The organism is Streptomyces sp. NPDC030840 (assembly GCF_055572015.1).
Window position 1 is genome coordinate 261,493 of sequence record NZ_JBVIEE010000003.1, and the last position, 16,429, is coordinate 277,921.

The following is a 16,429-nucleotide window of genomic DNA, read 5'->3' on the forward strand; positions in this document are numbered from 1 at the left end:
TCGACCCGTGTGCGTCCCGCTTGTCCGGGGCGATGTTTCACGTGAAACATGGCCCCGGTCTTTCGGCGCGCCCTCCAGGTCTGCCCAGGTTTCAGTCCTGCCCGGCCCACCACTCCTTGAGCGCCGACACCGCCGCATCGTGCTCCATCGGACCGTTCTCCAGTCGCAGCTCCAGCATGAACTTGTAAGCCTGCCCGACGACCGGGCCGGGACCGACGCCCAGGATCTCCATGATCTGGTTGCCGTCGAGGTCCGGGCGGATGGCTTCCAACTCCTCCCGCTCCTGGAGCTGAGCGATGCGTTGTTCCAGGCCGTCGTACGCCCGGGAGAGAGCGGCCGCTTTGCGCCTGTTGCGCGTGGTGCAGTCGGAGCGGGTCAGCTTGTGGAGGCGGTCCAGGAGCGGGCCCGCGTCACGTACGTACCGGCGGACCGCCGAGTCCGTCCATTCCCCGGTCCCGTAGCCGTGGAAGCGCAGGTGGAGCTCGACCAGACGCGAGACGTCCTTGATGAGCTCGTTGGAGTACTTGAGGGCGGTCATCCTCTTCTTGGTCATCTTGGCGCCCACCACCTCATGGTGGTGGAAGGAGACCCGGCCGTCCTTTTCGAAGCGGCGCGTCCTCGGCTTACCGATGTCGTGCAGCAGCGCGGCGAGCCGAAGTGTGAGATCGGGACCGTCCTCCTCCAGCGCCATCGCCTGCTCCAGCACGATCAACGTGTGGTCGTAGACGTCCTTGTGCCGGTGGTGCTCGTCACGCTCCAGACGCAGCGCCGGAAGCTCGGGCAGCACATGGCCGGCGAGCCCGGTCTCGACCAGCAGCGTCAGACCCTTGCGCGGATACGCGGACAGGATCAGCTTGTTCAGCTCGTCCCGGACCCGCTCAGCGGAGACGATCTCGATCCGCCCTGCCATCCCGGTCATCGCCGAGACCCCGTCAGGAGCCACCTCGAAGTCGAGCTGGGCGGCGAAACGCGCGGCCCGCATCATCCGCAGCGGATCGTCGGAGAAGGACTCCTCAGGAGTGCCAGGCGTGCGCAGCACCCGCTCCGCGAGGTCCTTCAGACCACCGTGGGGATCGATGAACTCCTTCTCAGGGAGGGCCACGGCCATCGCGTTCACCGTGAAGTCGCGCCGTACGAGGTCCTCCTCGATGGAGTCTCCGTAGGACACCACCGGTTTGCGTGAGGTTCGGTCGTACGCCTCCGACCGGTACGTGGTGACCTCGATCTGAAAGCGCTGAACAGCCTCTCCGACGCGGGCGTCCTTCTGAGCCCCCACCGTGCCGAAAGCAATGCCGACCTCCCACACGGCGTCCGCCCAGGGTCGCACAATCTTCAGTACGTCCTCAGGACGCGCGTCCGTCGTGAAGTCCAGGTCGTTGCCGAGTCGGCCGAGGAGCGCGTCCCGTACCGAGCCGCCGACGAGGGCGAGTGAGAACCCGGCCTCCTGGAAACGGCGGGCGAGATCGTCGGCGACAGGAGACACCCGCAGCAGTTCACTCACCGCGCGGTGCTGCACCTGGCTCAGGGCACTGGGCTTGTCTTCGTTGGCGTTCGGCACAACAGAAAAGGGTACGTGCCCCCGGCCACCGGAAGCGCCTCCATCAAACGTCCACAGTCGTCTCCACCGTCGCTCCCCTTAATACGTGCACATACGGGGCACGGTGGCTCTGTCCGTCGATCTTGTGAGGCAGACCGCGGCACTTCCCCTCGGCGCACATCGTTACCATGCGTGGACGCACATTCCGACGACCACTGACACGACAAGGGACGGGCGAGCGCGTGGCCGAGGCGGCAGACACCCAGGGGATGAGTGCCTCACCTGCCCGTCGGTGGCTCCGGCGTACCGGAGCGCTGTTCGCCGGGGCGCCTCTGCTGGCCTGTCTGCTCCAGCTGCCCACCGCCCCGGAGGCCCACTCCGCGGAGAAGTCCTCGCCGACCGAGGCCACCGGGTCGAACACGGTCGACGTCTCCTTGGACTCGCTCGCCCCCAGCGTCCCCACGGACGGCGACACCCTCACCGTCTCCGGCATGGTCAGGAACAACGGCAAGCAAGCGGTCACGAGCGCCCACGTGGGCCTCCGTATCGGCGGGACCGTGTCCGGCCGTACGGCGATCGACGAAGCCGCCAAGCGCGGCGGCTTCAACCCGTACGCGGACGGGACGGAGGTCGGAGGCAAGTACGTCGAGAAGTTCTCCCGGCTCGCCCCCGGCGTCGCCCAGTCCTTCAGCATCTCGGTGCCGGTCGAGGAGCTGGACCTGAGTGCCGACGGCGTCTACCAACTCGGTGTCTCCCTCTCGGGCCGGACCGCGTCCGCACCGTACGACCAGGTACTCGGCATCGAGCGGACGTTCCTCCCCTGGCAGCCGGAAACGGCGGACACCAAGACGAAGACGACATACCTATGGCCGCTGATCTCCACCTCCCACCTGACGGCGGAGACGGGACCGAGCGAACAGCAGACGCCTGTCTTCCAGAACGAGGACCTGGCCGACGAGATCTCTCCAGGCGGCCGTCTTGGCCAGATGCTGAGCCTGGGCAAGGCGCTCAACATCACCTGGGTGATCGACCCGGATCTCCTTGCCTCCGTGGACGCGATGACGCGCAGCTACCGCGTCAAGAGCGGCACCGAGACCGTCGCGGGCAAGAACCAGGCGGTCGCCAAGCGGTGGCTCGGCGAACTGGAGGAAGCCGTCCAGGGCGAGGAAGTCGTCGCCCTTCCCTTCGCCGACCCCGACATCGCCTCGCTGGCACACAACGGCAGGAACGTCTCGGGCTCGCTGAGCCACCTGAAGGACGCCACCGACGTGGCCGCCGACACCGTCGAAACCGTGCTCCACGTGAAACCGGAGACGGACTTCTCCTGGCCCGTGAACGGTGCTGTCGACCCCTCGATCGTCAAGGTCGCCACCTCGGCGGGCGCCGACAAGGTCATCGCCCGCAGTGACAGCTTCCAGGAGAACGGAAGCCTGACCTACACGCCGAACGCGGCCCGCCCCATCGGTGGCGGGACCACGGCGGTCGTCGCGGACGCACGGCTGTCGACGGCGTTCCAAGGCGATATGACAAAGGCCGGCAACGCGACCCTGGCCGTGCAGAACTTCCTCGCACAGAGCCTGGTGACCAACCTGCAGACCCCGGACAAACAGCGCAGCGTGGTGGTCGCCCCACAGCGCATGCCGTCCGTGAGTCAGGCCCAGACGATGGCGCAGGCCCTGGCAGATCTCCAGAACGGAAACTGGACCCAGTCGCAGGAACTGTCGGCGGCCGCCGACGCCAAGCCCGACCCCAGCGCCGCCACGAAGGTCCCGGCGGCATCCTCGTACCCCAGGTCCCTGCGCAAGCAGGAACTGCCGACCTCGGCCTTCGAGACGATCCTGGGCACGCAAACGGATCTCGACCGTTTCAAGATGATCCTCGACGACAAGTCCCGGGTCGTCACCCCCTTCGGACGGGCCATGAACCGGGAGATGTCCACCTCCTGGCGCGGCCGTGCCACCGAGGCCGGCGCCTACCGCGACAGCGTGCGGTCGTACCTCGGCACGCTCACCGACCAGGTCAGGCTGATCAAGAAGTCGGAGACGAAGCTCTCCGGCCGCAGTGCCACGATCCCGGTGACGGTGCAGAACAACCTTGTGCAGGGCGCCGACAAGCTGGTGCTGCGCCTGACGTCGTTGCAGCCGAAGCGCCTGGAGATCGACGGCGAGGACTACGCGGAGAAGACCATCAAGGTCTCCGGCGGACACAGCCAGTCAGTGAAGTTCGACACCAACGCCAACGCCAACGGCGAGGTCGAGGTGGTGGCGCAGCTCTACACGGAGGACGGTCAGAAGTATGGTCCCTCCGTCAGGTTCGACGTGAACGTCACCGAGTTCACGCCCACGGTGATGCTGGTGATCGCCGGCGGAGTCCTGCTGCTCGTGCTCGCCGGCTTCCGGATGTACACGCAGCGCAAGCGCGCGGCTGCGCGGCAGGCCGAGGAGGACGGTGCCGCGGAAGAGACCGCGGCCGAGAAGCCCGGCGACACCGCAGGCCTCGCCGCGGACGAACCCGAGGTGGAGTCCCGCGTGCTGTCCGGGGCAGGCGATCCGGAGCACCCGAGTGACCCGCCCGCGGACACCGCACAGGAAAGCGCCGACCCGTCCGGCACGGGTGAGAGAGTGGACCGTTGAGCGATGTCGTGGCCAATGGGCCAGGGGACGATGAGGTGGGGCAAGGATGAACGCGCCGTACGACGGTGACCACGGTCAGGGCGCGGCCGACTCGGGACATCCCGAGCGTCCGCAGCCCGGGCCGGGCCATGTCCCGCCGCAGCCCCACACCGACATGTACCTGCAGGACGCCCCAGGACCGGACGCCTACGGCCAGGACCCCTACCGGGCGCAGGACCTCTCCGCCCAGGACCCCGTCGCCGAGGCGTTCTACGACCGCGCCGCCCACCCCCCGCCGCCCCCGGGCACCTACCAGCCACCGCAGCCGCTCTACGGCCGGCCTCAGTCCTCCCCCTACGCTCCCGACCCGAGGGTGTGGGCACAGACCCCACCGCCGGAGCCCGAGGGGCCGTCACAGCATCTGCCCTACGGCGACGATCCCCGTACGACGCAGTTCGTCGGCGTGGACGATCTCGTCACACGGGCCGGGGAGCAGCGACACGAGCCGGACGCCTTCGCCCACCTCTTCCGCGACCAGCAGCAGAGCGGCGCACACACCCCCATGGAACAGCCCTCCGTACCGGGCCCGGCCCAGCCGCCGAGGCCCGCCCAGAGCGCCGAACCCCAGCAGACCGCCCCTGCGCCCGCTCCCGCCCCTGCGGCCAAGAAGGGCGGCCGTGCCTCGGGGCTGCTGAAGTCCAGCGCCGTGATGGCGGCCGGCACCATGGTGTCCCGTCTCACCGGGTTCATCCGCTCGGCGATGATCGTCTCCGCCCTGGGCCTGTACCTGCTGGGCGAGTCCTTCCAGGTGGCGTACCAGCTGCCGACGATGATCTACATCCTGACCGTCGGCGGCGGCCTGAACTCTGTCTTCGTGCCCCAGCTGGTGCGCTCCATGAAGGAGGACGACGACAACGGGGAGGCCTACGGCAACCGGCTGCTGACCCTGGTCATGGTGGCCCTCGGCGCGCTCACCGTAGCCGCCATGTTCGCCGCGCCGCTCCTTGTCCGTGCCCTGTCGAACCCGCTCGCGACGAACGCCTCGGCCAACGAGGTGGCGGTCACCTTGACCCGCTACTTCCTGCCGTCGATCTTCTTCATGGGCATCCACGTGGTGATGGGGCAGATCCTCAACGCCCGCGGCCGGTTCGGCGCGATGATGTGGACCCCGGTCCTGAACAACATCGTCATCATCGTGACCCTGGGAGCGTTCCTGTGGGTCTACGGCAGCGCCGCCAACTCGCACATGACCGTCGAGAACATCCCCCCGGAGGGGGTGCGGCTCCTCGGCGTCGGTGTGCTCCTCGGCCTCGTCGTCCAGGCCCTCGCGATGATCCCGTACTTGCGGGAGACCGGCTTCAAGCTGCGCCTGCGCTTCGACTGGAAGGGCCACGGCCTGGGCAAGGCCGCGATGCTCGCCAAGTGGACGATCCTGTTCGTCCTCGCCAACCAGGCGGGCGCCCTCGTCGTCACCCAGCTCGCCACCGCGTCGGTCACGGACTCGCAGGTCGACGGCACCGGTTACAGCGCCTACGCCAACGCCCAGCTCATCTGGGGCCTGCCGCAGGCGATCATCACGGTCTCCCTGATGGCCGCCCTGCTGCCGCGGATCTCACGCTCGGCCGCCGAGGACGACACGGGCGCCGTCCGCGACGACATCTCCCAGGGCCTGCGCACGACCGCCGTCGCGATCGTGCCCATCGCCTTCGGGTTCGTCGCGCTCGGCATCCCGATGTGCACCCTGATCTTCGGCTCCTCCGGCACCAGCTCCGCGACGAACATGGGCTACATGCTGATGGCGTTCGGCCTCGGCCTGATCCCGTACTCCGTGCAGTACGTCGTGCTGCGCGCCTTCTACGCTTACGAGGACACCCGGACGCCCTTCTACAACACGGTCATCGTGGCGGCCGTCAACGCCGGGGCTTCCGCGGTCTGCTTCCTCGTGCTGCCGGCGCGGTGGGCGGTGGTGGGCATGGCTGCCGCGTACGGCCTGGCGTACGTGATCGGCGTCGGGGTGGCCTGGCGTCGGCTGCGCAAGCGGCTGGGCGGTGATCTGGACGGGTCCAGGGTGCTGCGGACGTACGCCAGACTGTGCATCGCCTCGGTGCCCGCCGCTCTGCTCAGTGGTGCCGCCTGCTACGGCATCAGCCGCAGTCTGGGACAGGGCGTCGGCGGCTCGATGCTCGCGCTCGTCGGCGGCGGAATCGTTCTGCTCGGTGTCTTCTTCGTCGCGGCGCGGCGGATGCGCATCGAGGAGCTCAACTCAATGGTCGGTATGGTCCGCGGGCGCCTTGGGCGCTGAGGCGGGGGTAAGCGCACAACCATCGTCCGCCGCCGTGTGTCGCTCATAGCGGCGGACTGTGGGCACAATTGGCTTGGCGTCGGACAGCGCGCAAATGGATGGGGAGGCAGGAACGACGGTGGCGGAACGGAGCACGGCTGCCGTCGACGTGGCAGACAACAGCGGCGACGAGCCGCTGACCGCAGAGGCGGACCAGTCCACGGCCGACGGGGTGGCCCAGAACCGGGAGCGGGACACGGACAGCGCGGCGAGCGAAGAGGCACAGGGGAGCGGCGGCACGGAGGTCGGGAAGACCACGCCGCCCGAACTGCACAGCGGCCACAAGCTCGCCAGACGCTACCGTCTCGAAGAATGCGTCACCCGTCTGGACGGATTCAGCAGCTGGCGTGCGGTGGACGAGAAACTCCGCCGCGCCGTCGGCGTGCACATCCTGCCGGCCGACCACACACGGGCCCGTTCCGTACTGGCGGCGGCACGTTCGTCCGCCCTGCTGGGCGACCCTCGCTTCGTCCAGGTCCTGGACGCGGTCGAGGAGAACGACCTGGTGTACGTGGTGCACGAGTGGCTGCCGGACGCGACGGAGCTGACGACGCTGCTCGCCTCGGGCCCGCTGGAGCCGCACGACGCCTACCAGATGGTCACGCAGATCTCCCACGCCATGGCCGCCGCGCACCGCGAGGGCCTCGCCCATCTGCGGCTCAACCCCAGCGCCGTGCTCCGCTCCGGCTCCGGTCAGTGGCGCATCCGCGGGCTCGCCGTGAACGCCGCGCTGCGCGGGATCAGCTCCGACACCCCGCAGCGCACCGATACGGAGGCGATCGGCGCCCTGCTCTACGCCGCGCTCACCCAGCGCTGGCCGTACGAGGAACACGCCTACGGCCTCTCCGGGCTGCCGAAGGATGTCGGGCTCATCGCTCCCGACCAGGTACGGGCCGGTGTCCACCGCGGTCTGTCAGAACTCGCCATGCGCGCTCTCGTCAACGACGGCGCGACCGCCTCCCGCCACGAGTCCGCCTGCACCACGCCGGAGGAACTGGTGAAGGCGGTCAGCGAGATGCCCCGCATCCGCCCGCCGGAGCCGGCCTTCACCGCGCCGCCCGAGTACCAGCGCACGAGCTACCAGCAGGGGACGTACGGCCGTCAGACGCCCCACCCGGGCGCCACGCAGCCGATCACGGCGCCGCCGCCCCCGCTGCAGAGCCGTACTGGCAAGGCCCTCAAATGGGCTGTGTCGGCACTTCTCATCGCCGCCCTGGGTCTGGGCAGCTGGCAGCTCGCCGATGCCCTGATGGAGCGGGGCGGCAAGCCGTCCGATGACACGAACACGAACCAGACGTCGGGCGGGAACGACAAGGACGGCAACAAGACCGAGCCGACCAAGCCCATAGCGATCAAGAACGCCGAGGAGTACGTGGCCGAGGGCTCCGCCCAGGCGGCTGCGGACGTGGACCTCACCTACGACGGCAAGTCTTCCACGTACTGGCGCACCAAGCGGTACAACGAAGGGCCGAAACTGGCGCCGTACAAGCCCGGCGTCGGCATCGTCTACGACCTCGGATCGGCCCAGCAGATCGCGTCGGCGTCGATAGGGCTTCGGTACAGCGGGAACCACACCACGGTGCACCTGTACGCCACGGACTCACTGACTCCGTCGACGTCCGTCAGCGACATGAAGGAAATCGGCACTGTCACCACGGACGGCACGACCGCCACGGTGAAGGCATCGAAGTCGCTGAAGACGCAGTACGTCCTTCTGTGGATCACGGACGTTCCGTACGCGCCGACCGACGGATACAGCGGCGCCGGCTACAAGCAGGCCATCACGGACGTCAAGTTCACGGGCTGACGGCTCACGGTCGAGGGGAGGGGGTCCATGGCGGACGGCGCCGGTTACGGCGAGGCGAGCGATCAGGATCTCCTCGCCCGCCATGTCGAGGGCGACCCGGAGGCATTCGGAGAGCTTGTGCGGCGGCACCGCGACCGGTTGTGGGCGGTGGCGCTGCGCACGCTGGGGGACCGTGAGGAGGCGGCCGACGCGGTCCAGGACGCGCTCGTCTCCGCCTACCGGGCCGCTCACACCTTCCGCGGCCAGTCGGCCGTCACGACCTGGCTGCATCGCATCACCGTGAACGCCTGTCTCGACCGCGCTCGCAAGGCCGCCTCGCGGAAGACGGCACCCGTCGACGACACGGAGCGGCTGGAACAACTCTTGGAGCCGCACGAATCGGCATCCGCTCCGGCGGAGCGCAACGACCTGCACCGCCAGCTCCTGGAGGCTCTGGGAACCCTGCCCGCCGACCAGCGAGCCGCCCTGGTCCTGGTGGACATGCAGGGCTACCCCGTGGCGGAGGCCGCCAGGATCCTCGACGTGCCGACCGGCACCGTGAAAAGTCGTTGTGCTCGTGGCAGAGCCAGACTCCTCCCCTTGCTCACCCATCTCCGTGTGGACGGCGGAGGCGAGGACGGCAAGAAGTCTGCGGGCAGAAGGAACCGGACGCAGGGGACATCCGTCCCACCCGCAGCAGGACCACACGATGCAGGGCCAAGCGATTCAGCTGCTGTGAAGGGCGGAGGTGGGCGAGCGTGACATCCACGACCGATACGGCCGAGCACCCGGAGGTCACGGAACTCTCCGACCTCACCGAAGGTCTGCTCCCGCCTTCCCGTAGCGCGGATGTACGACAGCACCTGGACGAGTGCGTGCTGTGCGCCGACGTGTACGCCTCGCTGGAGGAGATCCGCAGCATGCTCGGCACGCTGCCGGGCCCTCCACGCATGCCTGCCGAGATCGCCGGCCGCATCGACGCCGCCCTCGCCGCCGAAGCGCTGCTGAATTCCACAGCACCCGGCCCCCGGGCGACGACGAGCCTGGAAGCAGCCGATGCGTCGCGTTCGGAAGTCGACCAGAACAGCGGCGTGCATGTTTCACGTGAAACATCGACCCCTACGGACCGCCCGGCCGGTCACTCCCGCGCGGCCACGGGCCCTGGCCGTCCAGGCCGCAGGCGCAACGTTCGCCGGAAGTCCATCGTTCTGGGCACGGTGTTCTCGGTCGCTGCCCTGGGGCTCGGCACGCTGCTCGCCCAGTCGATGGGGGACTCCGACTCCGGAGGCGGCCCCGCGGCAGGGCGCAGCGAGGACGCCTCCGTCAGCACGTTCGCCGGGGACACGGTGAAGAACCAGGTGGAGAGTCTCCTCTCCCAGGATCACCCCGAGGGGAAGACCTCAGAAGGCCGGGACGACTTCGGCACCAGCACCAAGCCACCAGGCGCCAAGACCGATGGGCCGAACATCAAGGTCGCGATCGACGTCCCGGACTGCATCACAGAGGGCATCGGCCGCAGCGAAAACCCACTGGCGGCGAAGGAAGGCGACTACAAGGGCGCGACCGCGTATCTCGTGGTGTTGCCCGACGCCTCCAACACCGACCGCGTCACGGCATACGTCGTCGACGCCGCCTGTGTGGGCAAGGCTCCTGCCTCCCCTGGCGACGTCCTGCTGAAGCGCTCGTATCCACGCCCCTCAGCAACGACCTCCACTGGTCGCTGAACGGCCGCGTCCGGACCCCTACCCCCCTTGCATCCCTGCGTGGTGCCATGGCTCCGTGTGCCCGGACACACCGGGAATGCACGCCCCGTAGGATCCGTTGGGTGGGGTGAGAGTTGTGAGAGAAGCTCCCACCGGCAGCAGTACGCAGCAGTCTCCAGAGACGAGGAATCAAGCCGTGAGCGACGTCCGAAACGTGATCATCATCGGGTCCGGGCCCGCCGGCTATACGGCGGCGCTCTACACCGCGCGCGCGTCGCTGAAGCCGCTGGTGTTCGAGGGCGCCGTCACCGCGGGTGGCGCGCTCATGAACACGACCGACGTGGAGAACTTCCCCGGCTTCCGGGACGGCATCATGGGCCCGGAGCTCATGGACAACATGCGTGCCCAGTCCGAGCGCTTCGGTGCCGAACTCGTTCCGGATGACGTGGTCGCCGTCGACCTCAGCGGTGAGATCAAGACCGTCACGGACACCGCGGGTACCGTGCACCGCGCCAAGGCGGTCATCGTCGCGACCGGCTCCCAGCACCGCAAGCTCGGACTGCCCAACGAGGATGCTCTCTCCGGTCGAGGAGTCTCCTGGTGCGCCACCTGCGACGGGTTCTTCTTCAAGGACCAGGACATCGCGGTGATCGGTGGCGGTGACACCGCAATGGAGGAGGCCACGTTCCTCTCCCGGTTCGCCAAGTCCGTGACGGTCGTGCACCGCCGGGACACTCTGCGAGCGTCCAAGGCCATGCAGGAGCGTGCCTTCGGCGACCCGAAGATCAAGTTCGTCTGGGACAGTGAGGTCGCCGAGATCAAGGGCGACCAGAAGCTCGCCGGTCTGACGCTGCGCAACGTGAAGACGGGCGAGACGTCGGAACTGCCGGTGACGGGCCTGTTCATCGCGATCGGCCACGACCCGCGTACCGAGCTCTTCAAGGGCTCGCTCGACCTGGACGAAGAGGGCTATCTGAAGGTCGAGGCCCCCTCCACCCGGACGAACCTGGCCGGTGTCTTCGGTGCCGGTGACGTCGTCGACCACACGTACCGCCAGGCGATCACGGCAGCCGGCACCGGCTGCTCCGCAGCCCTCGACGCCGAACGCTACCTCTCTGCTCTCGCGGACGGCGAGCAGGCCGCCGAGCCCGAGAAGACCACCGTCTGACCCTCATCCGCCCCACCGCACCAACCATTTAAGGAGCCCAGCCGTGGCCGGCACCCTGAAGAACGTGACTGACGACTCCTTCGAGCAGGACGTCCTCAAGAGCGACAAGCCCGTCCTGGTGGACTTCTGGGCCGCCTGGTGCGGTCCGTGCCGCCAGATCGCGCCGTCCCTGGAGGCGATCGCCGCCGAGTACGGCGACAAGATCGAGATCGTCAAGCTCAACATCGACGAGAACCCGGGTACGGCCGCCAAGTACGGCGTGATGTCCATCCCGACCCTGAACGTGTACCAGGGTGGCGAGGTCGCCAAGACCATCGTCGGCGCCAAGCCGAAGGCCGCGATCGTGCGCGACCTTGAGGACTTCATCGCCGACTGACTCGGTCGTCAGCGCCGCTGTTTCACAACAGCAGCGATGTTTCACGTGAAACACGAATGGGCCAGCCCTTGAGGGCTGGCCCATTCGTGTGTGGCCTCCGTATGCGGAGGCGGAGAAGCTCAACAGCTCTTACAGCGGGCGCAGCGCGGGTTCCTTTTGTACGGCCCCGAGCAAACGGTCCAGCGCCATCTCGACGTCCTCCTTCCAGGAGAGCGTTGTCCGCAGCTCCAAGCGAAGCCGGGGGTACGTCGGATGGGGCCGAACTGTCTTGAAGCCCACCGCCGTCAAATGGTCGGCTGGCAGCACACACGCCGGTGTCTGCCAACGGGCGTCCCCGAAGGCCTCAATGGCCCGGAAACCCCTGCGCAGCAGATCCTTGGCCACCGTCTGCACCATCACACGGCCCAGCCCCTGTCCCTGATAGCCCGGCATGATGAAGGCAGTCATCAGTTGCACTGCGTCGGGAGCCACCGGGCTCGTGGGGAACGCCGTTGAACGGGGGACATAGGCAGGCGGCGCGTACAACACGAAACCAACCGGCACCTCGTCCACGTAGACGACCCGGCCACAGGAACCCCAGTCCAGTAGAACAGCGGAGATCCATGCCTCTTTCTCCAGAGCCGGGGTGCCCGCCTTTACCGCAGCCTCACCACTGACTGGGTCCAACTCCCAGAAGACACACGAGCGACAGCGCTTGGGAAGGTCCTTAAGGTTGTCCAGGGTGAGCGGTACAAGCCGACGCCCCATGGGGGATGTTCCTCGCTTCCTTCGCCCGCTGCGTCGCGGGCGGCTGTCAGGACGCTCCGCTCTCTCAGCAGACTGCCGACGAAACCGCCAACCGCCCCCAGACCAAGGCCTGCCGTCACCAGCCCGGAACGGCTCATGGTTCGCATGACCCCCGCCTCCCCAATCAAGGTGCCGCCAGGTGGATGCGCCATACCCGAACGCATCGTATCCACGATGTGATTCCATCGATACCGCCTGAAAGCAAAGAGCGGGCCGTGTTCCGGTACACACCGGACATGGCCCGCTCTGCCGGTCGACCGGTCGAAAGTCGTCCTACAGTCTGAAAGCTCAGGATTCCGTCTCGTCGGATTCAGTGTCCAGGAGGCCCCTCTGAAGAACGGGTCCCTCGCCGGGGGCAAGGCTGCCAAGGATGCGTTCAAGGTCCTCCATCGAGGCGAACTCGACTGTGATCTTGCCCTTCTTCTGACCGAGGTCGACCTTCACCCGGGTCTCGAAGCGATCCGAGAGCCGGGTCGCCAGCTCGCTCAACGCCGGGGAGACCCGTGCACCGGCACGCGGTCCCTTGGAACGCGGGGCACTCTTCGGGTGCGAACCCATGAGGGTGACGATCTCCTCGACCGCCCGCACCGAGAGTCCTTCAGCGACGATCCGATGAGCCAGCCGGTCCTGCTCCTCCGAGTCCTCCACGGAGAGCAGTGCCCGGGCGTGCCCAGCAGAGAGCACACCGGCAGCCACACGGCGCTGTACGGCGGGCGAGAGCTTCAGCAGACGCAAGGTGTTGGAGACCTGCGGACGGGAGCGACCGATACGGTCGGCCAACTGGTCATGCGTGCAATTGAAGTCCTTGAGCAGCTGGTCATACGCGGCCGCCTCTTCCAGCGGGTTCAGCTGAGCTCGGTGCAGGTTCTCCAGGAGCGCGTCCAGGAGGAGCTTCTCGTCGTCCGTGGCGCGCACGATCGCCGGGATAGCCTCCAGGCCGGCCTCACGGCAGGCCCGCCAACGGCGCTCACCCATGATGAGCTCGTACCGCGCCGGACCCAGTTGCCGCACGACGACGGGCTGGAGAAGACCAACCTCCTTGATGGAGGTGACGAGCTCCTGCAGAAGGTCCTCGTCGAACACCTCGCGCGGCTGGCGGGGGTTCGGCGTGATGGAGTCGAGGGGAAGCTCGGCGAAGTGAGCGCCGAGAGGCGCCGCCGCTGTCTCCGCGGCACCGGTCACCGACGGGTCCTCTGTTTCACGTGAAACATGAGGCAGTGTCGCTACCTTCGCCGCCGCCACTCCTCGTTCCGAGGTGAGGGTGGGCACAGCCGCGGGAGTCGTGGCTCCTCCACCCCCCGCCGACGGTGTCGGCTTCTCCCCTGTCGGGGCTGCGGGGATCAGTGCGCCGAGACCACGACCCAGCCCCCTCCGTCGCTCGCTCACTGCGTCCCCTCCACCATGCTCGGGTTGTTCTGTGCGCCGATGTGGGCCTGCGTCGGGTCGTACCCGACGCCGACACCCTTCAGCGCGATCTCTCGTGCCGCCTCAAGATAGGAGAGGGCACCGCTCGATCCAGGATCGTAGGTCAGCACCGTCTGCCCATAACTCGGTGCCTCGGAGATTCGGACGGAGCGCGGAATGCTCGTCCTCAGCACCTCGTCACCGAAGTGGTTGCGCACCTCGTCTGCGACCTGGGACGCGAGGCGCGTCCGGCCGTCATACATGGTGAGCAGAATGGTCGACACATGCAGGGCGGGGTTGAGGTGCCCCCGCACCAGGTCGACGTTACGAAGCAGCTGGCCAAGGCCCTCAAGCGCGTAGTACTCGCACTGAATCGGGATGAGGACCTCCGCGCCGGCCACCAGCGCATTGACGGTCAGCAGACCGAGTGAGGGCGGGCAGTCAATGAGGATGTAGTCCAAGGGCTGCTCGTAGGCCTGGATCGCTCGCTGCAGTCTGCTCTCCCGTGCCACCAAGGACACCAGCTCGATCTCCGCACCGGCGAGATCGATCGTGGCGGGGGCGCAGAAGAGCCCTTCCACATCGGGCACAGGCTGGACGACTTCGGCAAGCGGCTTGCTTTCGACCAACACGTCGTAGATCGAGGGAACTTCGGCGTGGTGATCGATACCCAGGGCAGTGGACGCATTGCCCTGCGGGTCAAGGTCGATCACCAGGACACGTCCACCATGCAGAGCCAGTGAAGCAGCAAGGTTGACCGTCGTCGTGGTCTTCCCCACCCCGCCCTTCTGGTTGGCGACCACGATGACGCGCGTCTGCTCGGGCCGTGGCAGGCCCTCGCCGGCGCGGCCTAGAGCCTCCACCGCCAGTTGGGCAGCACGACCGATGGGAGTGTCGTCCATCGGAGGCGGTGTTTCACGTGAAACATCCTCCCCCATCGACTCGGTACGGGGACCGGGGACCGGATCGGTCATCGGTCCCGCGATGTTGGCGTCGGACCGCAAGGATTCACTCTCCTCGACTTCAGGCTCGCAATGAACAGAGCCTCCCATGTCTTCGGGGTCGCGAACCAGTGAGGCCTGGTGTTCTGTGGAGAAATCCACCTCTGTGGACAACTCCGCTACCTCTCCGAGTGACCCGAGAGGCTTACGGTCGCGAGGTCCGGCCGCGGCGCGACCGCGGCTGATGATGCCATGCAGCAGTGAGCGACGTTTCACGTGAAACACGATGCACAGCAGCTGTCGCCTCGCCCGCGCGACACTCCGAGTTGGGTAGGTTTGGCAGCTTGTGTGGAGTACCGCTGGTCCTCAGGACGGATGAGCCCACGGCCGGACCAACGGAGTCAGCGCTCGCCGGGCGCCCTAGCCTCGACGTCGACGAGCCCGTCCGGTCCGGGCCGCCTTCGCCCGCTTGGCGGCGAAGCGCACACCGCCCGGGCTTTCCCCGACCTCAACCCGGACGACCGTGGACATCGGTTCCACGACACCTTCACCGCAATGGAGGATCGACGTCTCGACCGCACCGAGCTTGCTCAGCGCCGTGGACGCGCTCTTCAGCTCCTCCTCAGCCGTGTCGCCCTTGAGCGCCAGCATCTCCCCGTACGGGCGCAGCAACGGAATCCCCCAGGTGGCCAGCCGGTCCAGCGGCGCCACTGCTCGCGCGGTCACGACATGGACGGGCTGCAGCTGCCCCATGACCTCCTCCGCACGCCCCCGGACGACCGTCACGTGGTCGAGACCCAGGAGCTCAACGACCTCGGTGAGGAAATTCGTGCGCCGCAGCAGCGGCTCCAGCAACGTGATCTTCAGGTCCTCTCGAACGAGGGCCAGCGGGATACCCGGCAGCCCTGCGCCCGAGCCCACGTCGCACACCGTCACGCCCTCGGGCACGACCTCCGAGAGCACCGCGCAGTTCAGCAGATGCCGCTCCCACAGGCGGGGCACTTCCCGCGGACCGATGAGCCCCCGCTGCACTCCCGCCTCAGCGAGCAGCTCCGCGTACCGGACCGCATCAGCGAAGCGGTCACCGAACACGTCACGCGCCTGCTCGGGCGCAGGGGGAAGCTCCGCTGCCTCCGTCACGGGAACCGTCCTTCCATAAGCGCATCAGCGCACCCCAGCGCCGACCACCAGAAACCAGGCTGACAAAGTTCGGCCCCGCCTGCGCAACAGACGGGGCCGGAGGAACGTACGAACCGAATCAGGCGGGAAGCACGACGACGAAGCGCTGCGGCTCCTCGCCCTCGGACTCGCTGCGCAGGCCCGCGGCCTTGACCGCGTCGTGCACGACCTTGCGCTCGAACGGCGTCATCGGCTTCATCTTGACCGGTTCACCGGAACTCTTGGCCTCGGCCGCGGCCTTGGCGCCCAGCTCGGAGAGCTCGGCCCGCTTCTTGGCGCGGTAGCCGGCGATGTCCAGCATCAGACGGCTGCGGTCTCCGGTCTCCCGGTGCACGGCCAGGCGTGTGAGCTCCTGAAGCGCCTCCAGCACCTCGCCGTCCCGGCCGACCAGCTTCTGCAGGTCGCGGCTGCCCGCGTCGCTGATGATCGAGACAGCGGCGCGGTCGGCCTCGACGTCCATGTCGATGTCACCGTCGAGGTCCGCGATATCCAGCAGACCCTCGAGGTAGTCCGCCGCGATCTCGCCTTCCTGCTCCAGGCGGGTCAGGGTGTCGCCACCCTCGGTGGCGGCGGAGGTGGTGCCTTCCGTCACGGGA

General features: G+C 67.8%; 13 protein-coding genes. 7 read left to right on the plus strand and 6 right to left on the minus strand.

The window, feature by feature from the left end:
• Positions 1–91: 91 nt before the first annotated feature.
• Positions 92–1,558 carry a CCA tRNA nucleotidyltransferase gene (locus tag ACZ49J_RS08470; protein WP_467446750.1) on the minus strand — a complete coding sequence of 489 codons (1,467 nt, stop codon included), beginning with the start codon at positions 1,556–1,558 and terminating at the stop codon, positions 92–94.
• Positions 1,559–1,779: 221 nt separating this feature from the next.
• Between ACZ49J_RS08470 and ACZ49J_RS08475 the strand changes: the two genes are divergently transcribed.
• The 7 genes from ACZ49J_RS08475 to trxA all read left to right on the plus strand — a co-directional run bounded on the left by ACZ49J_RS08475 (position 1,780) and on the right by trxA (position 11,523).
• Entirely contained in the window at positions 1,780–4,170 is a 2,391-nt protein-coding gene (locus ACZ49J_RS08475) for a DUF6049 family protein (RefSeq protein ID WP_467446751.1), read from the plus strand.
• A 46-nt stretch (positions 4,171–4,216) separates the two neighbouring features.
• Positions 4,217–6,451, plus strand: a complete 2,235-nt coding sequence (gene murJ, locus ACZ49J_RS08480) for a murein biosynthesis integral membrane protein MurJ (protein WP_467446752.1) — start codon at positions 4,217–4,219, stop codon at positions 6,449–6,451.
• A 118-nt stretch (positions 6,452–6,569) separates the two neighbouring features.
• Positions 6,570–8,297: a protein kinase family protein gene (locus ACZ49J_RS08485; RefSeq protein ID WP_467446753.1), complete on the plus strand. Its 1,728-nt coding sequence runs from the start codon at positions 6,570–6,572 to the stop codon at positions 8,295–8,297.
• 27 nt (positions 8,298–8,324) lie between these two features.
• The gene (sigM, locus tag ACZ49J_RS08490) at positions 8,325–9,038 is read left to right on the plus strand and encodes an RNA polymerase sigma factor SigM (protein ID WP_467446754.1); all 714 of its coding nucleotides are present in this window, start codon (positions 8,325–8,327) and stop codon (positions 9,036–9,038) included.
• Between the two features lie 113 nt (positions 9,039–9,151).
• Positions 9,152–10,000, plus strand: coding sequence for a hypothetical protein (locus ACZ49J_RS08495; protein ID WP_467446755.1), 849 nt, complete (start codon positions 9,152–9,154; stop codon positions 9,998–10,000).
• Between the two features lie 175 nt (positions 10,001–10,175).
• Positions 10,176–11,147 (plus strand): thioredoxin-disulfide reductase, encoded by a 972-nt coding sequence (trxB, locus tag ACZ49J_RS08500; protein ID WP_467446757.1) that lies wholly within the window; start codon positions 10,176–10,178, stop codon positions 11,145–11,147.
• Positions 11,148–11,190: 43 nt separating this feature from the next.
• On the plus strand, positions 11,191–11,523 hold the full coding sequence (gene trxA, locus ACZ49J_RS08505) for a thioredoxin (protein ID WP_366826018.1): 333 nt from the start codon (positions 11,191–11,193) through the stop codon (positions 11,521–11,523).
• Between the two features lie 129 nt (positions 11,524–11,652).
• On the opposite strand, the gene ACZ49J_RS08510 is transcribed toward trxA, so the two are convergent.
• From ACZ49J_RS08510 to ACZ49J_RS08530, 5 genes are all read right to left on the minus strand, one after another.
• Complete coding sequence (locus ACZ49J_RS08510) at positions 11,653–12,270, minus strand: GNAT family N-acetyltransferase (RefSeq protein ID WP_467446758.1); 618 nt, start codon at positions 12,268–12,270, stop codon at positions 11,653–11,655.
• Between the two features lie 327 nt (positions 12,271–12,597).
• Entirely contained in the window at positions 12,598–13,695 is a 1,098-nt protein-coding gene (locus ACZ49J_RS08515) for a ParB/RepB/Spo0J family partition protein (RefSeq protein ID WP_467446760.1), read from the minus strand.
• Complete coding sequence (locus ACZ49J_RS08520; RefSeq protein WP_467447191.1) at positions 13,692–14,765, minus strand: ParA family protein; 1,074 nt, start codon at positions 14,763–14,765, stop codon at positions 13,692–13,694. Before ACZ49J_RS08520 ends, ACZ49J_RS08515 begins: the two co-directional genes overlap by 4 nt.
• A gap of 309 nt (positions 14,766–15,074) precedes the next feature.
• Entirely contained in the window at positions 15,075–15,794 is a 720-nt protein-coding gene (gene rsmG / locus ACZ49J_RS08525; protein ID WP_467446761.1) for a 16S rRNA (guanine(527)-N(7))-methyltransferase RsmG, read from the minus strand.
• Positions 15,795–15,912: 118 nt separating this feature from the next.
• Positions 15,913–16,425: a Jag family protein gene (locus ACZ49J_RS08530; RefSeq protein ID WP_467446763.1), complete on the minus strand. Its 513-nt coding sequence runs from the start codon at positions 16,423–16,425 to the stop codon at positions 15,913–15,915.
• Positions 16,426–16,429: the final 4 nt, after the last annotated feature.